General features: G+C 47.7%; 3 protein-coding genes and 2 pseudogenes. All 5 read right to left on the reverse strand.

Annotation, left to right across the window (positions count from 1 at the left end; all coding sequences use genetic code 11):
- Window positions 1-38 precede the first annotated feature (38 nt).
- Window positions 39-1,685 carry a cyclic peptide export ABC transporter gene (locus AB4Z08_RS28680; RefSeq protein ID WP_441577226.1) on the reverse strand — a complete coding sequence of 549 codons (1,647 nt, stop codon included), beginning with the start codon at window positions 1,683-1,685 and terminating at the stop codon, window positions 39-41.
- Between the two features lie 34 nt (window positions 1,686-1,719).
- Entirely contained in the window at window positions 1,720-4,875 is a 3,156-nt protein-coding gene (locus AB4Z08_RS28685) for a condensation domain-containing protein (RefSeq protein ID WP_441577270.1), read from the reverse strand.
- Window positions 4,855-6,252, reverse strand: a pseudogene (locus tag AB4Z08_RS28690) (non-ribosomal peptide synthetase); the annotation flags it as partial. The gene AB4Z08_RS28685 and the pseudogene AB4Z08_RS28690, both read right to left, overlap by 21 nt.
- 87 nt (window positions 6,253-6,339) lie before the next feature.
- Window positions 6,340-13,362 (reverse strand): annotated as a pseudogene (locus AB4Z08_RS28695) (amino acid adenylation domain-containing protein); the annotation flags it as partial.
- A 41-nt stretch (window positions 13,363-13,403) separates the two neighbouring features.
- Window positions 13,404-21,815 (reverse strand): amino acid adenylation domain-containing protein, encoded by an 8,412-nt coding sequence (locus tag AB4Z08_RS28700; protein ID WP_441577227.1) that lies wholly within the window; start codon window positions 21,813-21,815, stop codon window positions 13,404-13,406.
- Window positions 21,816-21,838 lie beyond the last annotated feature (23 nt).

The following is a 21,838-nucleotide window of genomic DNA, read 5'->3' on the forward strand; positions in this document are numbered from 1 at the left end:
AAAACGTTTGTTATTGGTCAACAATAAAATAGATGCCGCTATGCTGTCATCACCGGCTGTTTCACATCACTCTGCACACGCCCGTAGTCAAAACGCAACAGTCTTTCTGCATAATCGAAATAGGCATCATCATGTGATACTGCGATCACTGTTTTACCCATCATTTTCATTTCCGGCACCAGCACTTTATAGAAGTAGGCGCGGAAAACAGGGTCCTGTTCAGCCGCCCACTCATCCAGCACAATGATGTCTTTTTCTTCCAGCAGCGCATATATCAGTGCTAACCGTTTCTGCTGACCTTTGGACAACGTGGCTTTAATCACATTTTTACCTTCATTAAAAGTCACGATATCGGTCAGACGCATTTTATCCAGCAGGTGCATCAGTCTTTCATTGCTACGGTCCAGTTTATAGTTGTCGTAGTTTTCCGTAAACAGACAATGATCTGTGTAAATGGCTACCATCTGATCACGGTACCAGGGGTAGGTTTCCGGGGTAACACGTACATCGTTGAAATAAATGTTGCCGGATTTCGGCATAAACAAGCCGGTAAGCAAATGCACGAAAGTGCTTTTACCACTGCCATTACCACCGGTAATGAAAATGCTTTCCCCGCTGTTGATTTCCAGGTTCAATGGCTGCAGCCGGAATGTTTCTGACCTGATCTCATCATAATATTCATATATCACGTTTTCAAAACGAATGCTGCGGAAAGACTTTTCTGTATTCCCTACACGGCCATGTCCCAACGCAATGGTTTTGGAAGCACTGATAATTTTATCAAATTCTTCCAGTCGCTTTACCGCGATGTGCATCAGGGTGAATTCACGTATTTCTGTGATGATAATCCCCATCGGCCCCATGAGATATAACAGTGTTACAATAAAGTTGCTGTTGGCGCCAGTAGTGGTATGCAACAAAGCTGGCAGCAGAAAGAGAATAATACCGATCATCAGGTACCAAACATAGCTACCCATCAACTCATTGCCCATATGCCGGATGAGGGTTTTCACGGTAAGATCCTTTGCCTTGCCTCTGTTGACGGTGATGTGTTCATGATAAATATTATCACTGCGCAGGGTGCTCATCTTGATTTCCCGGAAACCACGGAGAAAGTCGTTTACATTCTGCTGATACACATTGGCCAGGTCTCTAACTGTGGTCATATCACGATGCACTGCCAGGTTGCGGTAATAATAAATACCTGCCAGCATCCCAAGGATAAGGGTAATCAGTGCAGCGCCGGCCAGGTTGATATAAAAAAGATAGAGTACACCTATCACCACCATTACTACGGCATTAAAGGTCTCTATAAATGCCTGTGGGAAGCGCTGCAAGGTGGTTACATCCGCAACGGATGTACGAACTTTTTCATCACCCAGCTTCATGTATTCTTCGTAATTGGTGAATCGCAGTTTATTGAATATAGACAGGCCCAGATCATTGCCCAGATTGTAGGTGAGCCGGATCATATACGACTGAAAAAACCTGGCGGTAACAAAAGCCAATACGATGAGGACACAATACATCTGCCAGTCATATCCTCCACCAAACGGTAAAGGTGTATTGGTGATCTTGTTATTAATCAATAATAACAAGGTACTGCTCCATATACTGTTGATTAACCCCAGTAAGGCCAACAGCCAGAAGAACGCTTTCGATTTTTGCTGGAGTAATTTTAACATGCTCATTTTTTTGTTGATTAGCGGTGGTGATGACTTATTTTGATTTACGGGGTTTTTCGCTGGAAGTTGCAGACAATGATATTCTTTTTCGTTGTCCGATACCAGTTGCGTCAAAGGCTGATTTCAGCTGCTGTGGTGTGATGAGCCGGAATTGTGTAACCGGCTTGTCCGGGTTTTTCAGTAGCTGCAACAGCATTGTTTTAAAATGTCCGCTGATGATGTTAACGCTGACATCACTCAATAAGCTGCTGTTATAATTAAAACGAACCACCAGCTCACTGCCTACTCCCACAAAAACAGACAACAGGTAATTATTATGCTCACTCATCTCCAGGTGAAGGATCTCCGGTTGCTGTTCCTCTTTTTCACTGACTTCTCCCAGTGGATAGTTCTCAAAGAATAGTACGCTGTCGAACAGGTCGTCCTTGATGTTTGTCCAGGTACGGATATCAGCCAATCCTGCATGCTGATAACTACGGGAAAGACTATGTGTATCCTGCAACTCGCGGAGCCAGTCTGCCAACGGCAAAGCCGTTACATCTGCACGTAATGGAATGATGTTGATATAAGGGCCCACCTTTTGTTCCACCTGGTCTATTTCTGCCGGCCGGATAGAAACAGTAGCTCCAAATACTACTTTTCTATTGCGGTTATACCGGTACAACAGCGTAGCCCAAACACCCTGTATCAGTGTATTTACCGTGATGTGATGCGTTTGTGCAAACTGCTGCATATCGGACGTGATGGTTTCATCAAGTACTAATCGTACATCGTTAAACACTCCCGGCAGCTTATTTCTGTCGGGGCGATCATCCGCAAAAGGCAACCATTTAGGTGCTGTAATGCCTTTCAGGTGCTGCTTCCAGAAAGCCGCTGTTGTGTGACGATCGGTTGTATCGTGAAAACGGATAAATGCTTCATACTGATCGGCTGTTCCACTGCTGATGGCATCGCCTTTCAACAGGGCGTTACAGGCAGAGAGCCATTCATCTATTACTACCGGCATAGACCAGCCATCCATAATGACATGATGACAGGTCCATACCATCCTGGTGTTGCCACCTGGCAACTGAATAAATGTAACCCGCATGAGTGGCGGCGTAGCCATGTCAAAGTCGGTACATTTATCTTTCAGCAGGAAGGCGGCCAGTGCTTTTTCCAGCTCCGCAGGTGTAAGACCGCTATAGTCCAGTTCTGCGAAAGGCAGACGCACCGGGCTGTATACGGCTTGTAGCGGCGTACCTCCCACATCATGAAAAGCCGTACGCAAAATGCTGTGACGTGCAATAACATGTTCCCAGGCTTTTTTCATCAGCTGGATATGAGGGAAGGAAACTTCAAAACCTACCTGGATGATGTAAGTGCCTGCATTCACCGATGAACGGCAGTAACGGTACATTTCCGATTGCAAGGGGCTTAGCTGGTATAATGTACGCAGCTGTGTTTCATGTAAACTTCCATCCTGCTGCGCTGCCTGGAAGCTGTCCAGCTGCTGTATACTGAGCAGGCCGGATAAACCATAGTCAGATGGCGTAGGCGCCGCCGTTTCCTGTACAGCGGCAGCGGCAATCAGTTCCTCCAGCAAAGAAATATTGCTTTGAGCGAGTTGGGTGATTTCAGCCGGGTCGTATTGATCCGGACTATAAGTCCAGGAAATATATAGCTGTCCTCCTGATACGGAAGCCGTAATTTCCAGCTTGCTGTTGAAGGCATTGTTGCCACTTACCGCATCGCCGGTAGATTCATCTGACAGGCTGAGATCTCCATCTGCGTGGAGTAAATTATCCAGCTGTCCGAGGTAATTAAAAAGAATATCAGTAGCCGGCAGATGTAAACTTTTTCTGACAGCATCGTCCGGATGCAGATAACGGAGAGCAGCATAGCTCATGCCTTTTGCCGGCACCATCCGTAACTGTTCTTTCACAGATCTTATCAGCGCTGTGGAAGCGCTGTCTGGCACTTCCAGCAATACCGGGTACATATTGGTGAACCAACCCACCGTTTGTGTAGTATCCAGTTCGGGGGCGATGGCTTCTCTGCCATGGCCTTCCAGGGTAATCAATACTTTATTGTTGCCGGTCCAGTTACCGATGGTATAAGCCAGGGCAGCCAGCAGCCAATCGTTTATGCCGGTATTATATACCTGCTGCACCTTACCCAGCAAATGACGTGTAGCCGTTTCTGATAGCAGCACGGTATGTGTATCGGTTTCTTTACGCAATACTTCTTGTATGTCTTTAGACACAGGCAGCGGCGTATACCCGTTTACGATATGTTTCCAGTATGACAGCTCTGCCACCGTAGCCGGTGCTATGGCATAACGGCAAAGTGCCTGCTGCCACTGGCGAACAGAGGAAGTTTTAGAAGCCGGCTGCAATACCTGTCCTTTGGTAACTGCATCCAGGTATATCATCAGGTCTTCCAGTATAATACGCCATGACACACCATCTACCGCAAGGTGATGGATAACGATGAACAAGCGGTGATGGGCATCTGAATGCGGTGTTTTTATCAATACGCACTGCCAGATTTTACCTGCGCTTATATCCAGTTGTTCCTGGTAGTGCTGGCATATGGCTGTTATCGCCGTTTCATCTGCGGCCTCTTCGCTGGTGACGCCTGACAACAGGTAACCATATTCCTGTATCCAACGGTCATCCTTCCTGCGATAGCGGCAGCGCAACACATCGTGACGTTCGGCCAGCGCGGCGGCTACTGCATCCAGTTTGCTTACGTCTAGTGCTTTATCAATATTCAGCAGGATAGCCTGATTGAAATGATCTTTTTCGGCGAACGACTGGTCAAAGAACCATTGCTGAATCGGTAGCAACCCTGCTTCACCGGTGAGGATACCTTGTTCTGTTATCACCTCTCTGCTGGTAGTTACCGCGCCTGCCAGCGCAGCGATCTGCTGATGCAGGAACAGGTCTCTCGGATGCAGTACGTAACCTGCCCGGCGGGCCCTGCTCACCATCTGTATGGTGATGATGGAATCTCCACCCAGCTCAAAGAAATTATCGTATATGCCTACCCGTTCTACTCTCAACAGTTCCTGCCAGATACGGGCCAGTTCCCGCTCCGTTTCATTCCTGGGAGCGGTATAGGTATGCTCAGAGAAGGCAGCTTCATCGGGGTTGGGCAATGCGCGCCGGTCTATTTTACCACTGGTAGTTACCGGCAATGCTGCCATTTCTATCAGCAACGATGGTACCATGTAGTCTGGTAGCTGACCTTTCAGGTAAGTGAGGATGCCCTCCTTATCGAATGGTCCTTCCGGCACCACATAACCTATCAGCCGCATTTTGTGGCGGCTGTTTTTATGTACCACCACTATTCCTTCTCTTACCAACGGAGATTGCAATAATACTGTATTGATTTCTCCCAGCTCTATGCGATAGCCACGGATCTTCACCTGGTCGTCTATCCTGCCCAGGAACTCAATGTTGCCATCAGGCAACCAACGTCCCAGATCACCGGCACGATAGCACTTTCCGGCAGCACCGGAATTAAAAATATTGCCGACAAATTTCTCTGCATTCAGGTCATCCCGGTGCAGATAACCCCGTGCCAGTGAATCTCCTCCTATGCATATTTCACCAGCCACTCCTATCGGACACAGGTTATTATACCGGTCTGCGATATACACCTGTACATTAGGTACCGGCACCCCTATCACAACAGCATGTGGCTTCACCGGATCATCTGTATAGGTAGCGATGATTGTATTTTCCGTAGGTCCGTAAGCGTTAATAAGGCGGATACCTTTTTCTTTGAAGTAACGCGCATCTTCTGTATTCAGCGCCTCTCCTGCCGAAACGATGGTATGTAGTGTACCTGTTCTCTCCCTGACGGCCCGCTGATAAGAAGGCGGTAACACCACCAGTTCTACCTGGTGTCTGTCTACCACAGCTTCAAAACCCTCTGCTGACAATAAATCTTCCCGTTTGGGCAGCACCAGGCAGCCGCCGCTGAGGAGCATGCAAAACAGCTCGTAACAGAAAGCATCAAAGCCAAAGGAAGAAAATTGCAGCATTCTCAGTCCGGGCTTCAATCTCAGCGCTGTTGTTTGCCCTTGCACCATGTTTACTACGCCTTTGTGCTCCAGCTGCACCCCCTTCGGCTTTCCTGTACTGCCGGAGGTATAGATGACATAGGCCAATTGATTATTTACCGATGGTATATCCAACGGCTGATCCGTTGTTTGGCTGATGGCATCCCAATCGCTGTCTGCTTTTATCACCCGGATATGTTCCGGATAATTCACCAGACCTTCGCAGGCCTTGCTGCTCAGCAGGATGTCAGCACCGCTGTCTTCCAGCGTGTATAATATCCTTTCTGCCGGATATGCCGGATCAATAGGTAAATAGGCCGCGCCGGCCTTCAAAATACCTATGATGCCAATGATCATTTCCGGTGAGCGCTCCAGGCATACCGGCACCAGTGTATCGGGGCCAACACCCAGTTGACGCAGATAGTGTGCAAAGCGATTGGAACGCGTATCCAGCTCGTTGTAGGTTAAGGTAATATCTTCGTATACGAGTGCGGGATTTTGCGGATACAAGGCCACCTGTTGTGCAAATACCGAGAGGATATTTGCGTTGGCAGGGATATCGAATCCGGGTATCGTTTTATTGAAATCCTGTAGCTGCTGTTTTTCCGCTTCAGATAACAGCGGCAGTGATCCTATGGTAGTAGCAGGAGCCGTTGCGATGGCCTGTAATAATTGTTTGAAATGCGCCAGCAATTGTACAATGGTGTCCTGCCTGAACAGATCTGCGCAGTATACCACACTGCCCTGTAATCCTTCCGGCGTTTCTTCCATGGAAAAACTGATGTCTGTTTTCGCAGTAGTCTGCTCGATATCTTCTTCGGATAACTGTATTCCTCCCAGGTCCATACCGTTTGCACGGGGGGCATTCTGCAGGGCAAATACGGCCTGAAAAAGAGGGCTTCTGCTTAGCTCGCGGGAAACCACTACTTCATCTACTACCTTTTCAAAAGGCACGTCCTGGTGGTCGTAGGCTTCCAGGGTAGTTTCTTTTACCTGTTGTAATAATTGCAGGAAAGAAGGATTACCGCTCAGGTCACTGCGCAGCACCAGGGTATTTACAAAGAAGCCCACCAGTTGTTCCACCTCCTGTTGTGTTCTGCCGGCTATCGGTGCTCCCACACTGATATCATCCTGACCAGTATAACGGTGCAGCAATACTTTGAATGCAGCCAGCAAAGTCATAAAGAGGGTTGCCTCCTGTTGCCTGCTCAGTTCCTGTAGTTGCGCTGTCAGTGCAGCATCTATATGGAAGGTAACGTAGGAGCCACGTGCGCTTTGTATAGCAGGACGCGCATAATCTGTCAGCAGATTAAGCGGGGTTACTTCATCCAGTTTATGTTTCCAGTATTGTAACTGTTTATCCAGTATGTCACCGGAAAAATGCCGGCGCTGCCAGATGGCAAAGTCGGTATATTGTACGGATAATACCGGTAATACAGCGGTACGCTGTGTGGTATATGCATTATATAATTCCGTCAGTTCACGGATAATAATACCCATAGACCAGCCATCCGTAGCAATGTGATGCATCACGATCAGCAATACATGTTCCATTTCGGCGACTTTTATCAGCCTTGCGCGCAGCATGAAGTCGGCAGACAGGTCGAAAGGTGCCGCCACCCATTCTTCTACGGCAGCATGTAATAATGCAGGATCGGAATAAGCAGTATCATTTGTCAGCGTCAGCTGCCACTCATTACTGTCCCGCGTTTGTTGATAGCCCCGGCCATCTTCCTGCAGGATCACGGTTCTCAGCACTTCATGCCGGTCTATCATTTCACGCAGGGCATGTGTCAGGCCGGCGGTATCCAATGTTCCTTTCAATCGCAAGAGCACCGGCATATGATATTGCACGCTGCCTTCCAGCTGGTCAATAAACCAAAGGCGCTCCTGTGCAAAAGACAATGGCACCCTACCCTTGCCGGTATAGCGACTGATAGCTGGTAGCTTCTCCTTCACGGGAGCTTCCAGCAGCGGCGCCAATGTAGCAATCGTTTGTTGTATGAATAGTTCCTTTACAGTCACTGCCCGGTTCATCTCACTACGGATCGCTGATACCAGTCTTGTTGCCAATAGTGAGTGTCCTCCCAGTGCAAAGAAATTATCGTATATCCCTATCGGTGATACCCCTAATAATCTTTCCCAGATGGTCACCAGCGCCTGTTCGGTTTCATTGCGGGCCTCCTGATAGGCTTCAGTTACCAGCTGCGGTTCCGGTAAGGCGTTGCGATCTGTTTTACCGTTGGCATTCAGTGGTATCCTGTCCAGTACGATCAGTGAATCAGGCACCATGTAAGCAGGCAATAATTTACCGAGATAGCTTTTGATTTCATCCCGTGTAGCCGTTTCCGTGAGCGTATAGTAGCCTGCCAGTATTTTATCTCCATTGCTCTTACGGTGTACAATCACGATCCCTTCTTTTACGGCAGGATGCGATTGCAATACAGTAGCCACTTCATCCGGCTCTACCCGGTAACCACGAATCTTCACCTGTTCATCTATACGGCCAATAAATTCAATGCCCCCATTTTCTGTCCAGCGGGCCTGGTCACCTGATTTATAAAAACGGTCACCAGCAAGTGTAATAAACTGCTGTGCAGTACGTATTTCATCCTGTATATACCCCCGGCTTAACCCGGCACCACCCAGCAACATCTCACCAGGAATACCTTTGGGTACCGGTTTCCCGCGACGATCTACAATCAATACCAGGTCATTCTTTATAGGCTGCCCTATTGATACCGGGCCACCGCTATATCCGTTCATTTCCGTGCAGGTGCAGTAAGTAGTTATTTCTGTAGGGCCATAAAGATTCATGACACGCACCGCCGGGCATTGCGCTATTAATTTACGTATATGCGATACCGATAGTTGTTCCCCACCGGTGTATATATGCTGTAATGGCATAAACATCAGCGGGTCATGATCTATGAGCTGATTTAACCAGGAAGTAGTAAAAAAGGCCAATGTCACCTGCTTCTCACGGAGCGTGGCGGCCATGGTGGAAGGATCCAGCAGATGCTGCAGCCCCAGCACAATCACCCTTGCGCCATTCAGCAATGCTCCCCATATTTCCAGTGTAGCTGCATCAAAAGACAACGCCCCCGTCTGGAGTATCCTGTCCTTTTCAGTGATAACGGACGGAGGGTTTTCCCTGACAAGGTTAATAATACTATGATGTTCTATCATCACCCCCTTGGGCTTACCTGTTGTGCCGGAGGTAAACATCACATAGGCCAATGAATTACCATCTACCACCGGCAACTCCGGTGTTACAGCTGCATTTGCATCCAGGTCTATGTCCGGTAAATACAACACACCTGCCCTGCTTTGCAGATGCGAAAAAATAGTTTCATCGTCTGTGATCACAGCTACTGCCTCCGTATATTCCAGCAGTTGGGTGATGCGTTCTACAGGCGTATGGGACTCTATCGGCAGGTAAGCGCAACCAGCTTTTAAGATAGCCAGCATGGCGGTCACAAAATCCGCACCGCGACCCATGACCACTGCTACTACTCCTTCCCTGACTGCATACGGCGATAAGGCTGCTGCCAGCTGGTTGGCGCGATTATTCAACTGCGCATAGGTCCAGGCAGACCGTTCATCTTCCAATGCAACGGCATCTGCGTATTGCGCAGCCATCTTTTCAAAAACATGATGTACTGTAAGAGCGGAAGACGATGGCGTGAAACTTCCGTTAAAAGAGCTGATCTCCTGCTGCTCTTCTCCCGTCATATAATCTATATCATCCAGTAGCTCATACGGATTGTCCGCTATGGCATGGATAATATTTCCCAAATGCCCCAGCATACGATTGATGCGTGGTGCAGCAAAAAGATCCGTGTAATATTCAATGCCCAGTACCAGCCCTTCATTGGTTTCTTCAAAATCTATGGTCAGATCAAACTTGCTGACAGGGCGCTGGTTGTTAAAAGGATAAGCTTTCAGCTCATTCATATCCAGCAGCGCGTTGCGGGTGCTGTTATTATTCTGCATCACCACCATTACATTGAACAGTGGAGAGCGGCTCATATCTCTTTCCAGTTGCAGATCATCTATCAGCTGATCAAACGGATATGCCTGGTGCTGATATCCTTCCAGCAAACTATCCCTGATATCTGTTTTTACAAAGTCGTCGAAAGATGCTCCATTACTGATCTTTGAGCGGATAGCCAGTGTATTCACATAACAGCCTATCTGGTTCGCCAGGCTCACGTGTTCCCGTCCGGCTACCGGTGTACCCACTATCAGGTCCTGCTGCCCTGTATAGCGGTATAACAGCGTTTTTACGGCACCCATCAGTACCATGTACAGACTCAGGTTATTAGCAGCAGCATATTGCAGCAGCTTTTGCTGTACATCACCCGATAAGTGGCTGGAAATATAATCTCCGTTAAAGGTCATTACCCTGGGGCGGATAAAATCTGCCGGCAATTCCAGTACCGGCCGTTCACCACCTAACTTGCGAAGCCAGTATTCCCGATACTTTGCGCCAGCAGATCCAGACAACAATTCCCGCTGCCAGGCCGCAAAGTCTTTGTATTGTATGGGAAGCGGCTCAGGTAAGGCGGCTTCTTTTTTACTGAAAGCGTAATACAGATTAAGTATATCTGAGAAAAATACCTGTGTAGACCATCCATCGGAAATGATATGATGCAATGTAAACAGAAAAGTAAACCTGTTGCCGGAAAGCCGCAACAACACGGCTCTTACCAGTGGTCCCTTCTCCAGGTCAAACACAGTTCCTGCTTCTGCTGCTGCAATATCGGCGGCTATGCTTTCGCGTTCCGGTTCAGATTGCAGATCTTTATACACCAGCGTAAAACCTGAATCAGCTAGGGTTCGCACTTGTTGCCCTGGTACTCCGTTTTTTGTGATGAATACGGTACGCAATATTTCATGCCTTGTCACCAGTGCATCCAGTGCATGACGGAACGCTTCTACATCGATGTTGCCTTCCAGCACGGCAGCATGTGGAATATTATAACTGGTTTGTGCTTCTTCCATTGCTGCCAGCAACCACATTCGCTGTTGTGCATGCGACAGCCTGTAATCTTCCTGCTCACCTACCGGCAGAATGTCGGCAAAACCATCTTTGCCGCTGGCATCTATCAACACCGCCTGCTCTTCAATAGTAGCGTGCAAAAAGACTTCCCTTAAAGGCAGCAGCACCTGCATTTTTTTATGGATCTGCGCGATGAGCTGTGTGGCCTTCAGCGAGTGTCCTCCTATCTCAAAAAAGTTATCTGTTACCCCCACGCCTGAAATGTCCAGCAGCGTTTCCCAGATCTGTAGCAGCAACGCTTCTGTTGCAGTACGCGGGGCAACCGCTGCTCCCTGGAATTGTGGGCGGTAGTCGCCGGCATCCGGCAAGGCGCGTTTATCTATTTTACCGTTGGGTGTTAACGGAATCCGTGCTAACGGTATATAATATACGGGAAGCATATACTCTGGCAACCTGCCTTTCATAAACTCCTGCAACGCCGGGATATGCGGTTCATTGTCTGTTACTATATATGCCGCCAGCTGATCCTGTCCATCTTTAGTATATACCAGCACTATCGCATCACGTACATCCGGATAAGCTTTCAGCGTTTCCGCTACCTCATCCAGTTCAATGCGATATCCTCTTATTTTAACCTGGTTATCGATACGGCCAAAAAATTCCAGCGTACCCGAAGGTAGCCAGCGGCCATGATCTCCTGTTTTATATAATTTTCCTCCGGGAGAAAAAGGATCATCGATGAACTTACGCGCTGTCAGTTCTTCCCGGTTATAATATCCTTTGCCAACACCTACGCCACCAATGCAAATTTCACCGGGCACGCCTACCGGCAGCAGTTCATTCCTGCTGTTCAGAATATATACCCGCTGATTATCAAATGGTTTTCCCAACACCGGCTGACGGGCAAAATCATCGATACTATGTTCCCGCATCCACCAGGCCACAGAGCCAATGGTGCTTTCGGTGGCACCATAGTGATTACCCAATTCAGCGTGCGGATAACGCTGAAGATACTTACGGAGGTTTTTTACGTTGATGGTTTCCCCTCCCTGCTTGATCATACGCACTGAACTACATACCAACGGATCCTCATCAAAAGTGGCACTGTTTACCAGCACACCAAAAGTAGAAGGCACCATTTTCAGGAAGGTGATACCCTCCTGTTTAATATACCTCAACGTTTTTTCCGGATCAAAAAAGCTATCGTTAGGCACGTGAAGTGTGGCGCCAGCAGTCAATGTAGCCCATATATAACTATAACAGCCATCAAAGCTGTAGGAGTTAATGAGCATGGTGCTGTCTGCCGGTGTAATGGCAAACCGTTTACGGAACCAGCTCACATGATTGGCCAGGCCCAGGTGATGAATCATCGCCCCTTTTGGTTTCCCGGTAGTACCTGACGTATAGATCATGTAGGCCAGTTCATGCGGATCACGCTGAATAACAGGATTATCCGCTCTCTCATCAGTTAGCTCATCAATCGCTACATATCCGAGGGCAGCGGCATCCGGCGTTTGTTCTATCAATGTTTTTTCCGTCAGCACAATAGCGCATTCACTGTCTTCCAGGAAAAACCGCACACGCTCAGGCGGTGAACTCAGGTCGATCGGAATGTATACCCCGCCGGCTTTGAGAATACCAATAATACCGATGATGATTTTTTCAGAACGATTTACCATCAGCGCTACTTTATCCTGATGGAGTAAACCGCGCTCCTGTTTCAGATAATAAGCCACCTGGTTGGCACGTTCATTCAACTCTCTATAAGTAAGTATTACATCACCACTTTTAACCGCTATACTATCAGGTGTAAACAGGGCTTGTTGCTCAAACTGTTCTATCACAGCCTGCTCACAGAAAGCCACGGCAGTATCATTAAAACTGCCATGAATAAACTGGTGATCCCCTGCTGTAATGAAATTAATATTCCCTACAGGCGTAGAAAGATCATGACTGATAATTTCCAGTGTTTTAAGAAGATGCCCACCCAGTAGAGAAAGATATACATCTTCATACAATGCAGCATTATAATCCAGCTGTAATGTAAGCCCCTCCTCATCCCGGCTGAAAAGGAAAAATATATCTGTCTGATATAATTCCTCCTGCAAAATGGTAACCGGATCGTAACCGAAGCCTGTAGTAAAAGCATACTTTGCCCACTCCTGCTGCTCTTCTTTCAATACTGCTGCAAGTCTGGAAAAATCATAATCACGTTGGATAATATTGGCTTCCAGTTCCAGGTGTATTTGTTTCAACAGCTCCCTTGCTGACATCTCTTCCTCGTAGGATACGGCAAAAAACAACAAGGCAGGTTCACTTATAGGCAACTCTTCGTCAATACGCACACCGCCTGTAGTAAGTAACAGCTCCGGGCGTTGACTGTATTTGCCGAGCACGATATACAATGCGGCCATTGCCAGTTTATAGATATTGATGTCTTTATCTTTTGCAGCATGGATAACTGCAGCCGACAGCGCCGCAGGAAACCGCAGCGTATATTGCTGTCGTTTTGCATGACCGGGAAGCGGCAATATATTGTAGAAGGATGCGCCTCCTGCATTTTTTATTTTATTAGTCCAGTAACTCGTGGTAGCAGACTCCTGTAAAGTAAACTCGCTCATAAATCTAAACCAGTTATAATAGGGTTATTAAGGATATCGGATTAACTGAAATCATCTTCAAGACTAAACACTTTTGGTCTTGTTGTTTTGGGAAGCAGGGTATGCAGCGGTACCTGCGGATCTTTTACTATCTGTGCCGCCAGTGTTTCCAGACGATGCTGCACCGCCATCATCGTATCTTCATAAAATAATGCGTTGTTATACACCAGTCTTATACTGATACCGGCTGCCGGGTCTGACTCAATGAAGAAAGTAATATCATATTTGTTTAACCTTTCTTCCTGTGGCAATTCAGTGAAACGGAGTCCATCCGGGGCATCGGGGATTTGTGTACCAAAGCCATCGTTGAATGCAATCATGACATCAAACAATGGGTTTCTCCCCAGGTTGCGCTTCAGTCTCAGCTTTTCTATCAGCAAATCAAAAGGATAGGATTGGTGCTCGTATGCTGCCAGCGTAGTTGCTTTTACTTTCTCCAACAAGCTGAAGAAAGTATCGTCTTCCTGTAACACCGTACGTAATGCCAGTACGTTTACATAAAATCCCAGCTGTTGCTGTAAGTCCGGATGCTCACGACCTGCGGTGGTGGTACCTACCACAATGTCGCTGGTATGCTGGTATTGTTGCAGCCATAGTACAATCAGTGACTGACATATCATAAACAGGCTGACTTCTTTTTCACCCGTCCAGTCGCGGAATGTTTGCAGCGTAGGGGCGTTCAGGTTAAAGGTCAGGCTATTGCTGCCATAGGTACGGGTACGGGTACGATCCCTGTCCAGTGGTAAGTCAGGGTATTCTCCTGTACGTTGTAACTGTTGCAGCCAGTACTTTTCATCGTGGGTAGTATCCTGCAGTAACTGCTGTTGCTGCCAGGCGGCAAAGTCTTTGTATTGTACACGAAGTGGCGGCAAACCGGGAGTGTCTCCATTCACCTGTTGTGTATAGAGTTGCAGCGCTTCTGTATAAAATAATTGTAATGACCATCCATCACTGACGATATGGTGCATATTCAACACCAATACCTGCTCTTCACCGTTGGTAAGCAAACGGAAACGGATCAACGGCCATTCATTCAACCGGAACACATGCTCTTCTTCTTCACGCAGCAATGCCGTTCCCTGTTCAATAATATCCGTTCCAGTGGCTGCCACCGTTACAGGCAAGGTAACCGGACAATCTGCCGTATCCAGTATGCGCTGATAAGGTGTTCCATCTTTCTCTACAAATACCGTACGTAATATTTCATGCCGCGCTATCACCTGTCCGAATGCCTGTTCGAGCAAATGCGCGTCCAGCTTACCATTGATGACAAAAGCACCCGTGATGTTAAAGGCATTCTTTTCTGTTTCCAGTTTATCTACTATCCACAAACGTTGTTGCGCACGCGATGCTTCATACAATGTTGCGGCAGGTGCCAATGGTATGCTGTGGCTGTCCTGTTGTTCCTGTTCATCTATCCAGGCAGCAAGCGAATGAATATCAGGATGCTTGAAAAATGTGGCCAGTCCTAGCTTAACACGCATCACTGTTTCTACACGGGTAATAATGCGGTAGGCAGATAAGGAACTACCACCTGATTCAAAAAAGTTATCCTGCATACCAATGCCTTTCCGGCCCAGCACTTCTTCCCATAGTAACAGCAGCTGTGCGGCTGTTTCACTGTGAGGAATATCATCACTTTGCTCCTGCTGCGCTAACCATTCGTTGATGTCCGGCAACGCGTTTCTGTCCAGTTTTCCGTTTTTATTCAATGGCGCCTTATCCAACGGTATAAATAAAGCAGGAATCATATAATCGGGCAGCTCTGCTTTGAGTGCGGGTTTAAAGGCAGTAATGCTTTTTTCTGCTGCGGGTACGTAATAACATACCAGCATTTTATCGCCATTCGTATTTTTTTCTACCAATACAAATGCTTCTTTCACGCCGGTTATACGTTGTATGGCATGCGCGATTTCTCCCGGCTCTACGCGGTAACCACGAATTTTCACCTGGTCATCCGTTCTGCCGAGAAAAGCCACCATGCCATTTTCCAGCCACTTGCCCAGATCCCCGGAACGATATACTTTTTCACCGGGAAGGAATGGATGTGCGATAAATTGTTGTGCGGTACGTTCCGGATCACCCATATAACCAGTGCTTAGTCCTTCTCCACCCAGTAATATTTCACCTGGAATGCCTACGCCTACCGGTTGCAGGTGACGATCCACTATATACACAGTGCTATGGCTAATAGGCCTGCCCAGCGGTACAGGGGTATCAGGAAGCAGGGGAACTTCACCACAAATAGAGAAGGTAGTATTTTCCGTAGGTCCGTATCCGTTAGTAATAGTAATATCAGGGCAAGCCACCTGTACTTTTCGTATATGCGCAGGTGATAGTTGTTCTCCTCCTGCCAGTACATGGCGGAGTGGCCTGAAAAGCGATGGGTCCTGATCTGCCAGCTGATTAAACCAGGAGGCAGTAAACCACATCGTGGTAATTTCCTTTTCGCGGATAGCAGTGGCCAGCCGGGGTGTATCCAACAGGTGCACCAGGTCCAGCAAATGCACTTCTCCGCCGTTCAACAGCGCACCCCATATTTCAAAAGTGGCCGCATCAAATGAAAGTGACCCTGTCTGTAATATTTTATCAGCTGTCCCCAGCCGGATATAGTTGGTATCTTTTACCAGGCGGACAATGCTCTTATGTGTTACCATTACACCTTTAGGAGTGCCGGTGGATCCGGAGGTAAACATAATATAAGCCAGTGAATCACCTGTAATAGCCGGTGCTAAAGGATACACTTCAGTGGAGATGCTAAAGTATGCTTCTTCGGGCGTCAGCACAGTAATATCATCTTCCAGTATAGCCTTTAATACTGCATCATCTGTAATCAGCAAAGTGGCGTTGGTTTGGGCCAACAGGAATTTGATTCTATCGGCTGGTGTATTACGCTCCAGTGGCAGGTAAGCAGCACCTGCTTTCAATACCGCCAACATCGTAGTAATAAATCCGGCTGTTCTGGACATCACCACTGCCACTACATCTCCGGTTGCAACAGCGTGATGCCTGCTGATATAAGCTGCTAAGTTGCCGGCTCGCTCGTTCAGCTCCCGGTAAGTGTAAGCATGTTGTTCATCTGCCAGGGCCGGTGCATCCGGATAGCGCGCCGCGGTTGCTTCAAACAACTGCGTTACTGTACTGTCTTGTGGCAGCTTTCTGTTATCACCGGAAAGTACTTCGAGGATATGTTGCTTTTCGGCAGCACCGATGTATTCCAGTCTTGCTACCGGCAATTGCATATTATCAGCAACCGCCGCCAGCAGGTTAATATAATGGCCAGTCATCCGGGTAATACGGGCTTCGCTAAAAAGACCGGTATTATATTCGAATGACATTTTCAGGCTACCTGCTGCTTCCCACATCTCTATAGTAAGATCAAATTTGCTGCTCTGCAGTTCCAGCGGATATTCCTTTATATTAAATCCGTCATATTTTTCCGGGAGATGCGTACCGCCGTCTGCATTCTGCAGCACCAGCATAATATCAAAGAGCGGCGACCTGCCGGCTTCTCTCTTTATCGCCAGTTCTTCTACCAGCTGATCAAATGGATAATGCTGATGTTCATAAGCAGCCAGGGTATTTTTCCGCACTTCTTCCAGCAATGAAGCGAAGGAAGCATCTGCATTGAACCGGCTCCGCAAAGCCAGGGTGTTTATGTAAAAGCCTACCTGGTCTTCGAGGTCGCTATGTTCACGACCTGCGGCAGGGGTGCCTACAGTAATATCCTGCTGACCGGTATAACGGTACAGCAATGCTTTAAAACCTGCCAACAGCAGCATAAAAAGACTTACGCCTTGTTGGCCGGCTATACTTTTCAATTTATCTGTCAATGCTGATGGCACAGTGGCATATACTACCTTTCCTTGTTGTATGCCATTGGTTTGCCGCGGATAATCTGCCGGCAACTCCAGCACATTCACCGTTTCGCGGAAATGATCCAGCCAGTAGCGGCGGTGTTCCTGGTAAACAGGTAAAGCCGCTTGTGCATGATCCCATACTGCAAAGTCTTTGTACTGTATTTTTAAAGCGGCAGGGAGCACATTTTTATGATCCAGCAATCCGTTATAAAACTGCATCAACTCCTTCATCAAAATACCGGTAGACCAGGCATCTGTGATGATATGATGTATGACCAAAAGAAATACATATTCCTGCTGACCGATTTGCCACAGATGTGCACGGAAGAGCGGAGATTGTTCCAGGTCGAATACCTTTCTCGTAGCCGCTGCCACCCGGTCTTTCACATCTTCTTTACCGCGCAGATCTTCTACCTGTAATCCGAAACGGGCATCGTTGAAGACTACCTGTTGACGGGGTTCTCCGTTGACCGTTATAAACACTGTTCGCAGTATTTCATGCCGCGCTACCAACAGGTTAAAGGCAGCTGACAATGCAGCAACGTCCAGTGCACCACTGAAAGTGCAGGCAACAGGCAGGTTGTAATTCGCACGGTCTTCCTCCAGCTGATAAACAAGCCAAAGCCGTTGCTGCGCGTGCGACAGCGGGTAATTTTCCTGTACCGGTGCAAGCGGAATGGCAGCATATACATTTTCTCCACCACCAATATTTTGCGACAGTTGCCGGATAGTAGGATATTGAAATACGAGCGCCACTTTTACGGCGGCGTTCAACTGTTTGTTGATAGCGGCCGTGAGTCGAATGGCGGAAAGGGAATGACCGCCCAGTTCAAAGAAATTATCGTGCACGCCTATACGCTCCACGCGCAGTAGCTGCTGCCAGATACCCGTCAGCACCTCTTCTGTTTTGCCCACGGGCGCTACATATCCTGCAACAGATACGGCTGCAGCATCCGGATGAGGCAATGCTTTACGATCGGTTTTACCATTGGATGTAAGCTGAAAATACGGCAATGGTATCAGGATAGCCGGCACCATATAATCGGGCAATCTGTCTTTCAGATAAGCCAGTAATCCATCGCGGTTAAAGACACCTTCGGGTACCAGGTAAGCCACGAGTCTTTTAGCACCGGTAGCATCGTTACCAGCCATCACTACGGCCTGTTTCACATAACCACTCTGCTGCAAGGCTGTTTCAATTTCTCCCAGCTCTATGCGGAAACCGCGGATCTTCACCTGGTCATCAATACGACCCAGGTATTCGATATTGCCATCCGGCAGCCAGCGGGCAAGGTCGCCGGTTTTATATAAACGGGAATTATTTTCTTTGTTAAATGGGTTAGCAATAAACCGCTCCCGGGTAAGTTCGTCACGATGCAGATATCCTCTGGCGAGGCCTGCCCCGGACACGTACAACTCTCCCGGTATGCCTGCAGGCGATAACTGCAAACGGGCATCGAGTATATAAAGCCCCAGCGTAGGAATAGGCATCCCTATTACGCTGCTGCTACTGGCCATTTCCGCTTCCCCGATTTCCTGGTAGGTTACATGCACTGTGGTTTCTGTAATACCATACATGTTAATCATACGGCAATCGGGATATAATGATTTCCATGGCCTGATAGCCGCAGGATTTAATGCTTCCCCGCCAAATATGACGTAACGTATTTGCAAAGCAGCAGGGTTAGCAACCATATCATCCTGCAATACATAAAAGGCGGAAGGCGTCTGGTTAAGGACGGTTACACCTTCTTCCTGTAACAATGCGGCAAACAAGGTGGTATCCTTTGCCACTTCCTTCGGCACTATGACCAGGCGGCCGCCGTAAAACAGGGCCCCATACATTTCCCATACGGAAAAATCGAAACAGAAAGAATGGAACATCGTCCATACATCCTTACTGTTAAAGTCGTACAACGGCGCGTCTGTTTCAAATAAACGCACTACGTTGCGGTGTTCTATCAACACGCCTTTAGGCTTACCGGTAGAACCGGAAGTATATATTACATAGGCCAGGTGGTGCGGAGCAGCCACCGGAGCAGGATTATGTACGCTTTCTTTACTGATCTCTGCTGCATCGCTGTCCAGCAGAATGATGGTGGCATTTGTAGCATCACTTACCGCAGCTACTACGGATGCTGCTGATATCACCACTTTCGCCGCGGTATCTTCCAGCATAAAGGCAATGCGATCCTGCGGATAAGCCGGGTCCACCGGCACGTAGGCCCCACCGGCTTTCAGAATACCCAGCAATGCGATGATCATTTCCAGGCTCCTGTCGATGCATACTGGCACCAGCGTATCTGCTGTTACGCCTTTGCTACGAAGGAAATGTGCCAGCTGATTCGCTTTTTCATTCAGTTCCCTGTAGGTGAGTTGTAACGCGCCTATGTTTACGGCTACATTATCCGGTGTAGCAGCTACCTGTTCTTCAATAAGATCCGTGATTGTTTTATGATACGGATAGCCGGCTGTTTTTTCTGCGGAAGCCAGTAACAGCTGCGTTTCTTCGGGTAAGGTGAGCATCCTCAGCGTATCGTTTCTTTGCTCAGGATTTCTCAATATATCCTGCAACAACTGCTGATAGTGTCCCAGCATCCGCTCAATGGTAGCTGCGGTAAAAAGATCGGTTGGATATTTTATAGAGATGTGCAGACCTGCTTCTCCGTCCCTGAACTGCATTTGCAGATCATAGTCGGTATAGTCATCTCCGGAAAATAATAAAACAGCGTTGCTGTCCTCTACACCAAATGTTACCCGGAAAAGTGCGCCGGGGTCATTATTATCGGGTATACCTAAGGATGCAGCTATATCGGGCAAGGATACATCCTGGCATGCTATCGCCTCGCGGATATTATCCTTTACCTGTTGCAGCAGGTTTACAAACAGCGGGGCGTGACCGATGTCCGTACTTAACGGCAGCAGCCTGTTTCCACGTGGGGCAGGAATACCGGAACTGATCACCTGCTGACCAGTATACCGGTACAGCATCACGTGAAATGCCGCCAGCAACACCTGGAACATGGTCGTATTTTCATCCATTGACAAAATGGTCAGACTATCCCGGATATGATCGGGCACTTTGTACGCTGCTACCGCTGCATATGTGCCTGCTATTGGTGGACGGGGAAAGTCTGTTGGCAACTGTAACGGCTCTACGCCATTCAGTTGTTTCTTCCAGTAAGCCAGCTGATAAGCCGGTTGTGATGTTACTTCCGAAGGAATATCTATCGCTATTTCTTTTACCGGAATATCTTCATTTGTCAATACCTGATCTATGATCCTTTCAAACTGTTGAAGGATCTCATTCATGTAGACAGCCGTATAACAGGCAGGGTTATACGATAGAATTACTTCCATTTGTTCTCCCAGTACTACGTTGATATGAAAGTGGTAGTTGGTTTGTTCAAACATCTTCACTTCCTTCACATCAAATATATCGCCGGTGCTGCCGGATTGCATGATACCTTCTTCCAGCGGATAGTTTTCCACTGCAATGATATGCTGGAGCAGCTCCCGTTTTAATGCAGTACCAGCCTGTATTTCCGCCAGTGGTGAATAATGATAGGGCAATCCTTCGATCGCATCATGATGCACCTGTTGCAATAACTGGTTAAACCTTGTTTCATGGCCGAAGCGGATACGCAGTGGTACGGTATTAATAAACAGCCCCAGGATATCCTGTACGCCCGGTATTTCCGCCGGACGGCCAGATACCACGTTGCCATACACCACGTCATTTGTATTATTATATGCCGCCAGGAGTATACCCCATACCGACTGGAACATTACGTTCATGGTGGTATGTTCTTTCCTGGCCAACGTTTCCAGCTGAGCGGTCTTCTCTTTTGACAGCTGTAGTTTTTCTACTGCCGTGATATGATGCGCAACTTTTCCTTCAGGAAAGAGTACGGGAGGCACGGCAGCTATATTCGTATATCCATTCAGGTAATTAGTCCAATAGCTGGATGCTGCCGCTTTATCCTGTTTTTCCAGCCACTGTATATAAGCGGCAAAAGATACCGCCGGGGGTAATTTTACCGGCTGCCCGGCCGCCAACGCCCTATAAATGGTAACCAGCTCATTCAATAGCACAGGTATACACCATCCGTCCAGCAGGATGTGATGATGGCTCCATACAAACTCATATTCATTGTCGGCCATTTTTATCACAGACAGCCGCATCAATGGATCTTTTACGAGATCAAAGCTGCTGAGAATATCCTGCTGCCGGAAGTCTTCCAGGAATGCTTTTGCCGCCCTGGTGTCGAGGTGAGAAATATCAGTGGTATAGAAAGCAATACGACGATTTTTTAATACTACCTGTATCGGTCTTTCATTCTTCTCATATACAAAAGAAGTTCTGAGTATATCATGCCGCAGGGAAAGCACATCCAGGCTTTGTTCCAGCAAAGCGGTTTCCAGGTGACCGGAGGTACGGTAACACACCTGGTTAAAGTAGGCATGATTACCACCATATAGTGTATGGAACAGCATTCCCTCCTGCATGGCGGTCAGCGGATATATCTTCTGTATATTATGCTTGTCGTTCATTGGATAGTTTTTTATAGGGCAAA

This window comes from Chitinophaga sp. RAB17 (genome assembly GCF_052114225.1).
Lineage (GTDB): Bacteria > Bacteroidota > Bacteroidia > Chitinophagales > Chitinophagaceae > Chitinophaga.

Excerpts from the sequence above, each read along its gene's own strand:
- AB4Z08_RS28680 (WP_441577226.1), bottom strand. The coding sequence starts at position 1,685 with ATGTTAAAATTACTCCAGCAAAAATCGAAAGCGTTCTTCTGGCTGTTG.
- AB4Z08_RS28685 (WP_441577270.1), bottom strand. The coding sequence starts at position 4,875 with ATGGCAGCATTGCCGGTAACTACCAGTGGTAAAATAGACCGGCGCGCA.
- AB4Z08_RS28700 (WP_441577227.1), bottom strand. The coding sequence starts at position 21,815 with ATGAACGACAAGCATAATATACAGAAGATATATCCGCTGACCGCCATG.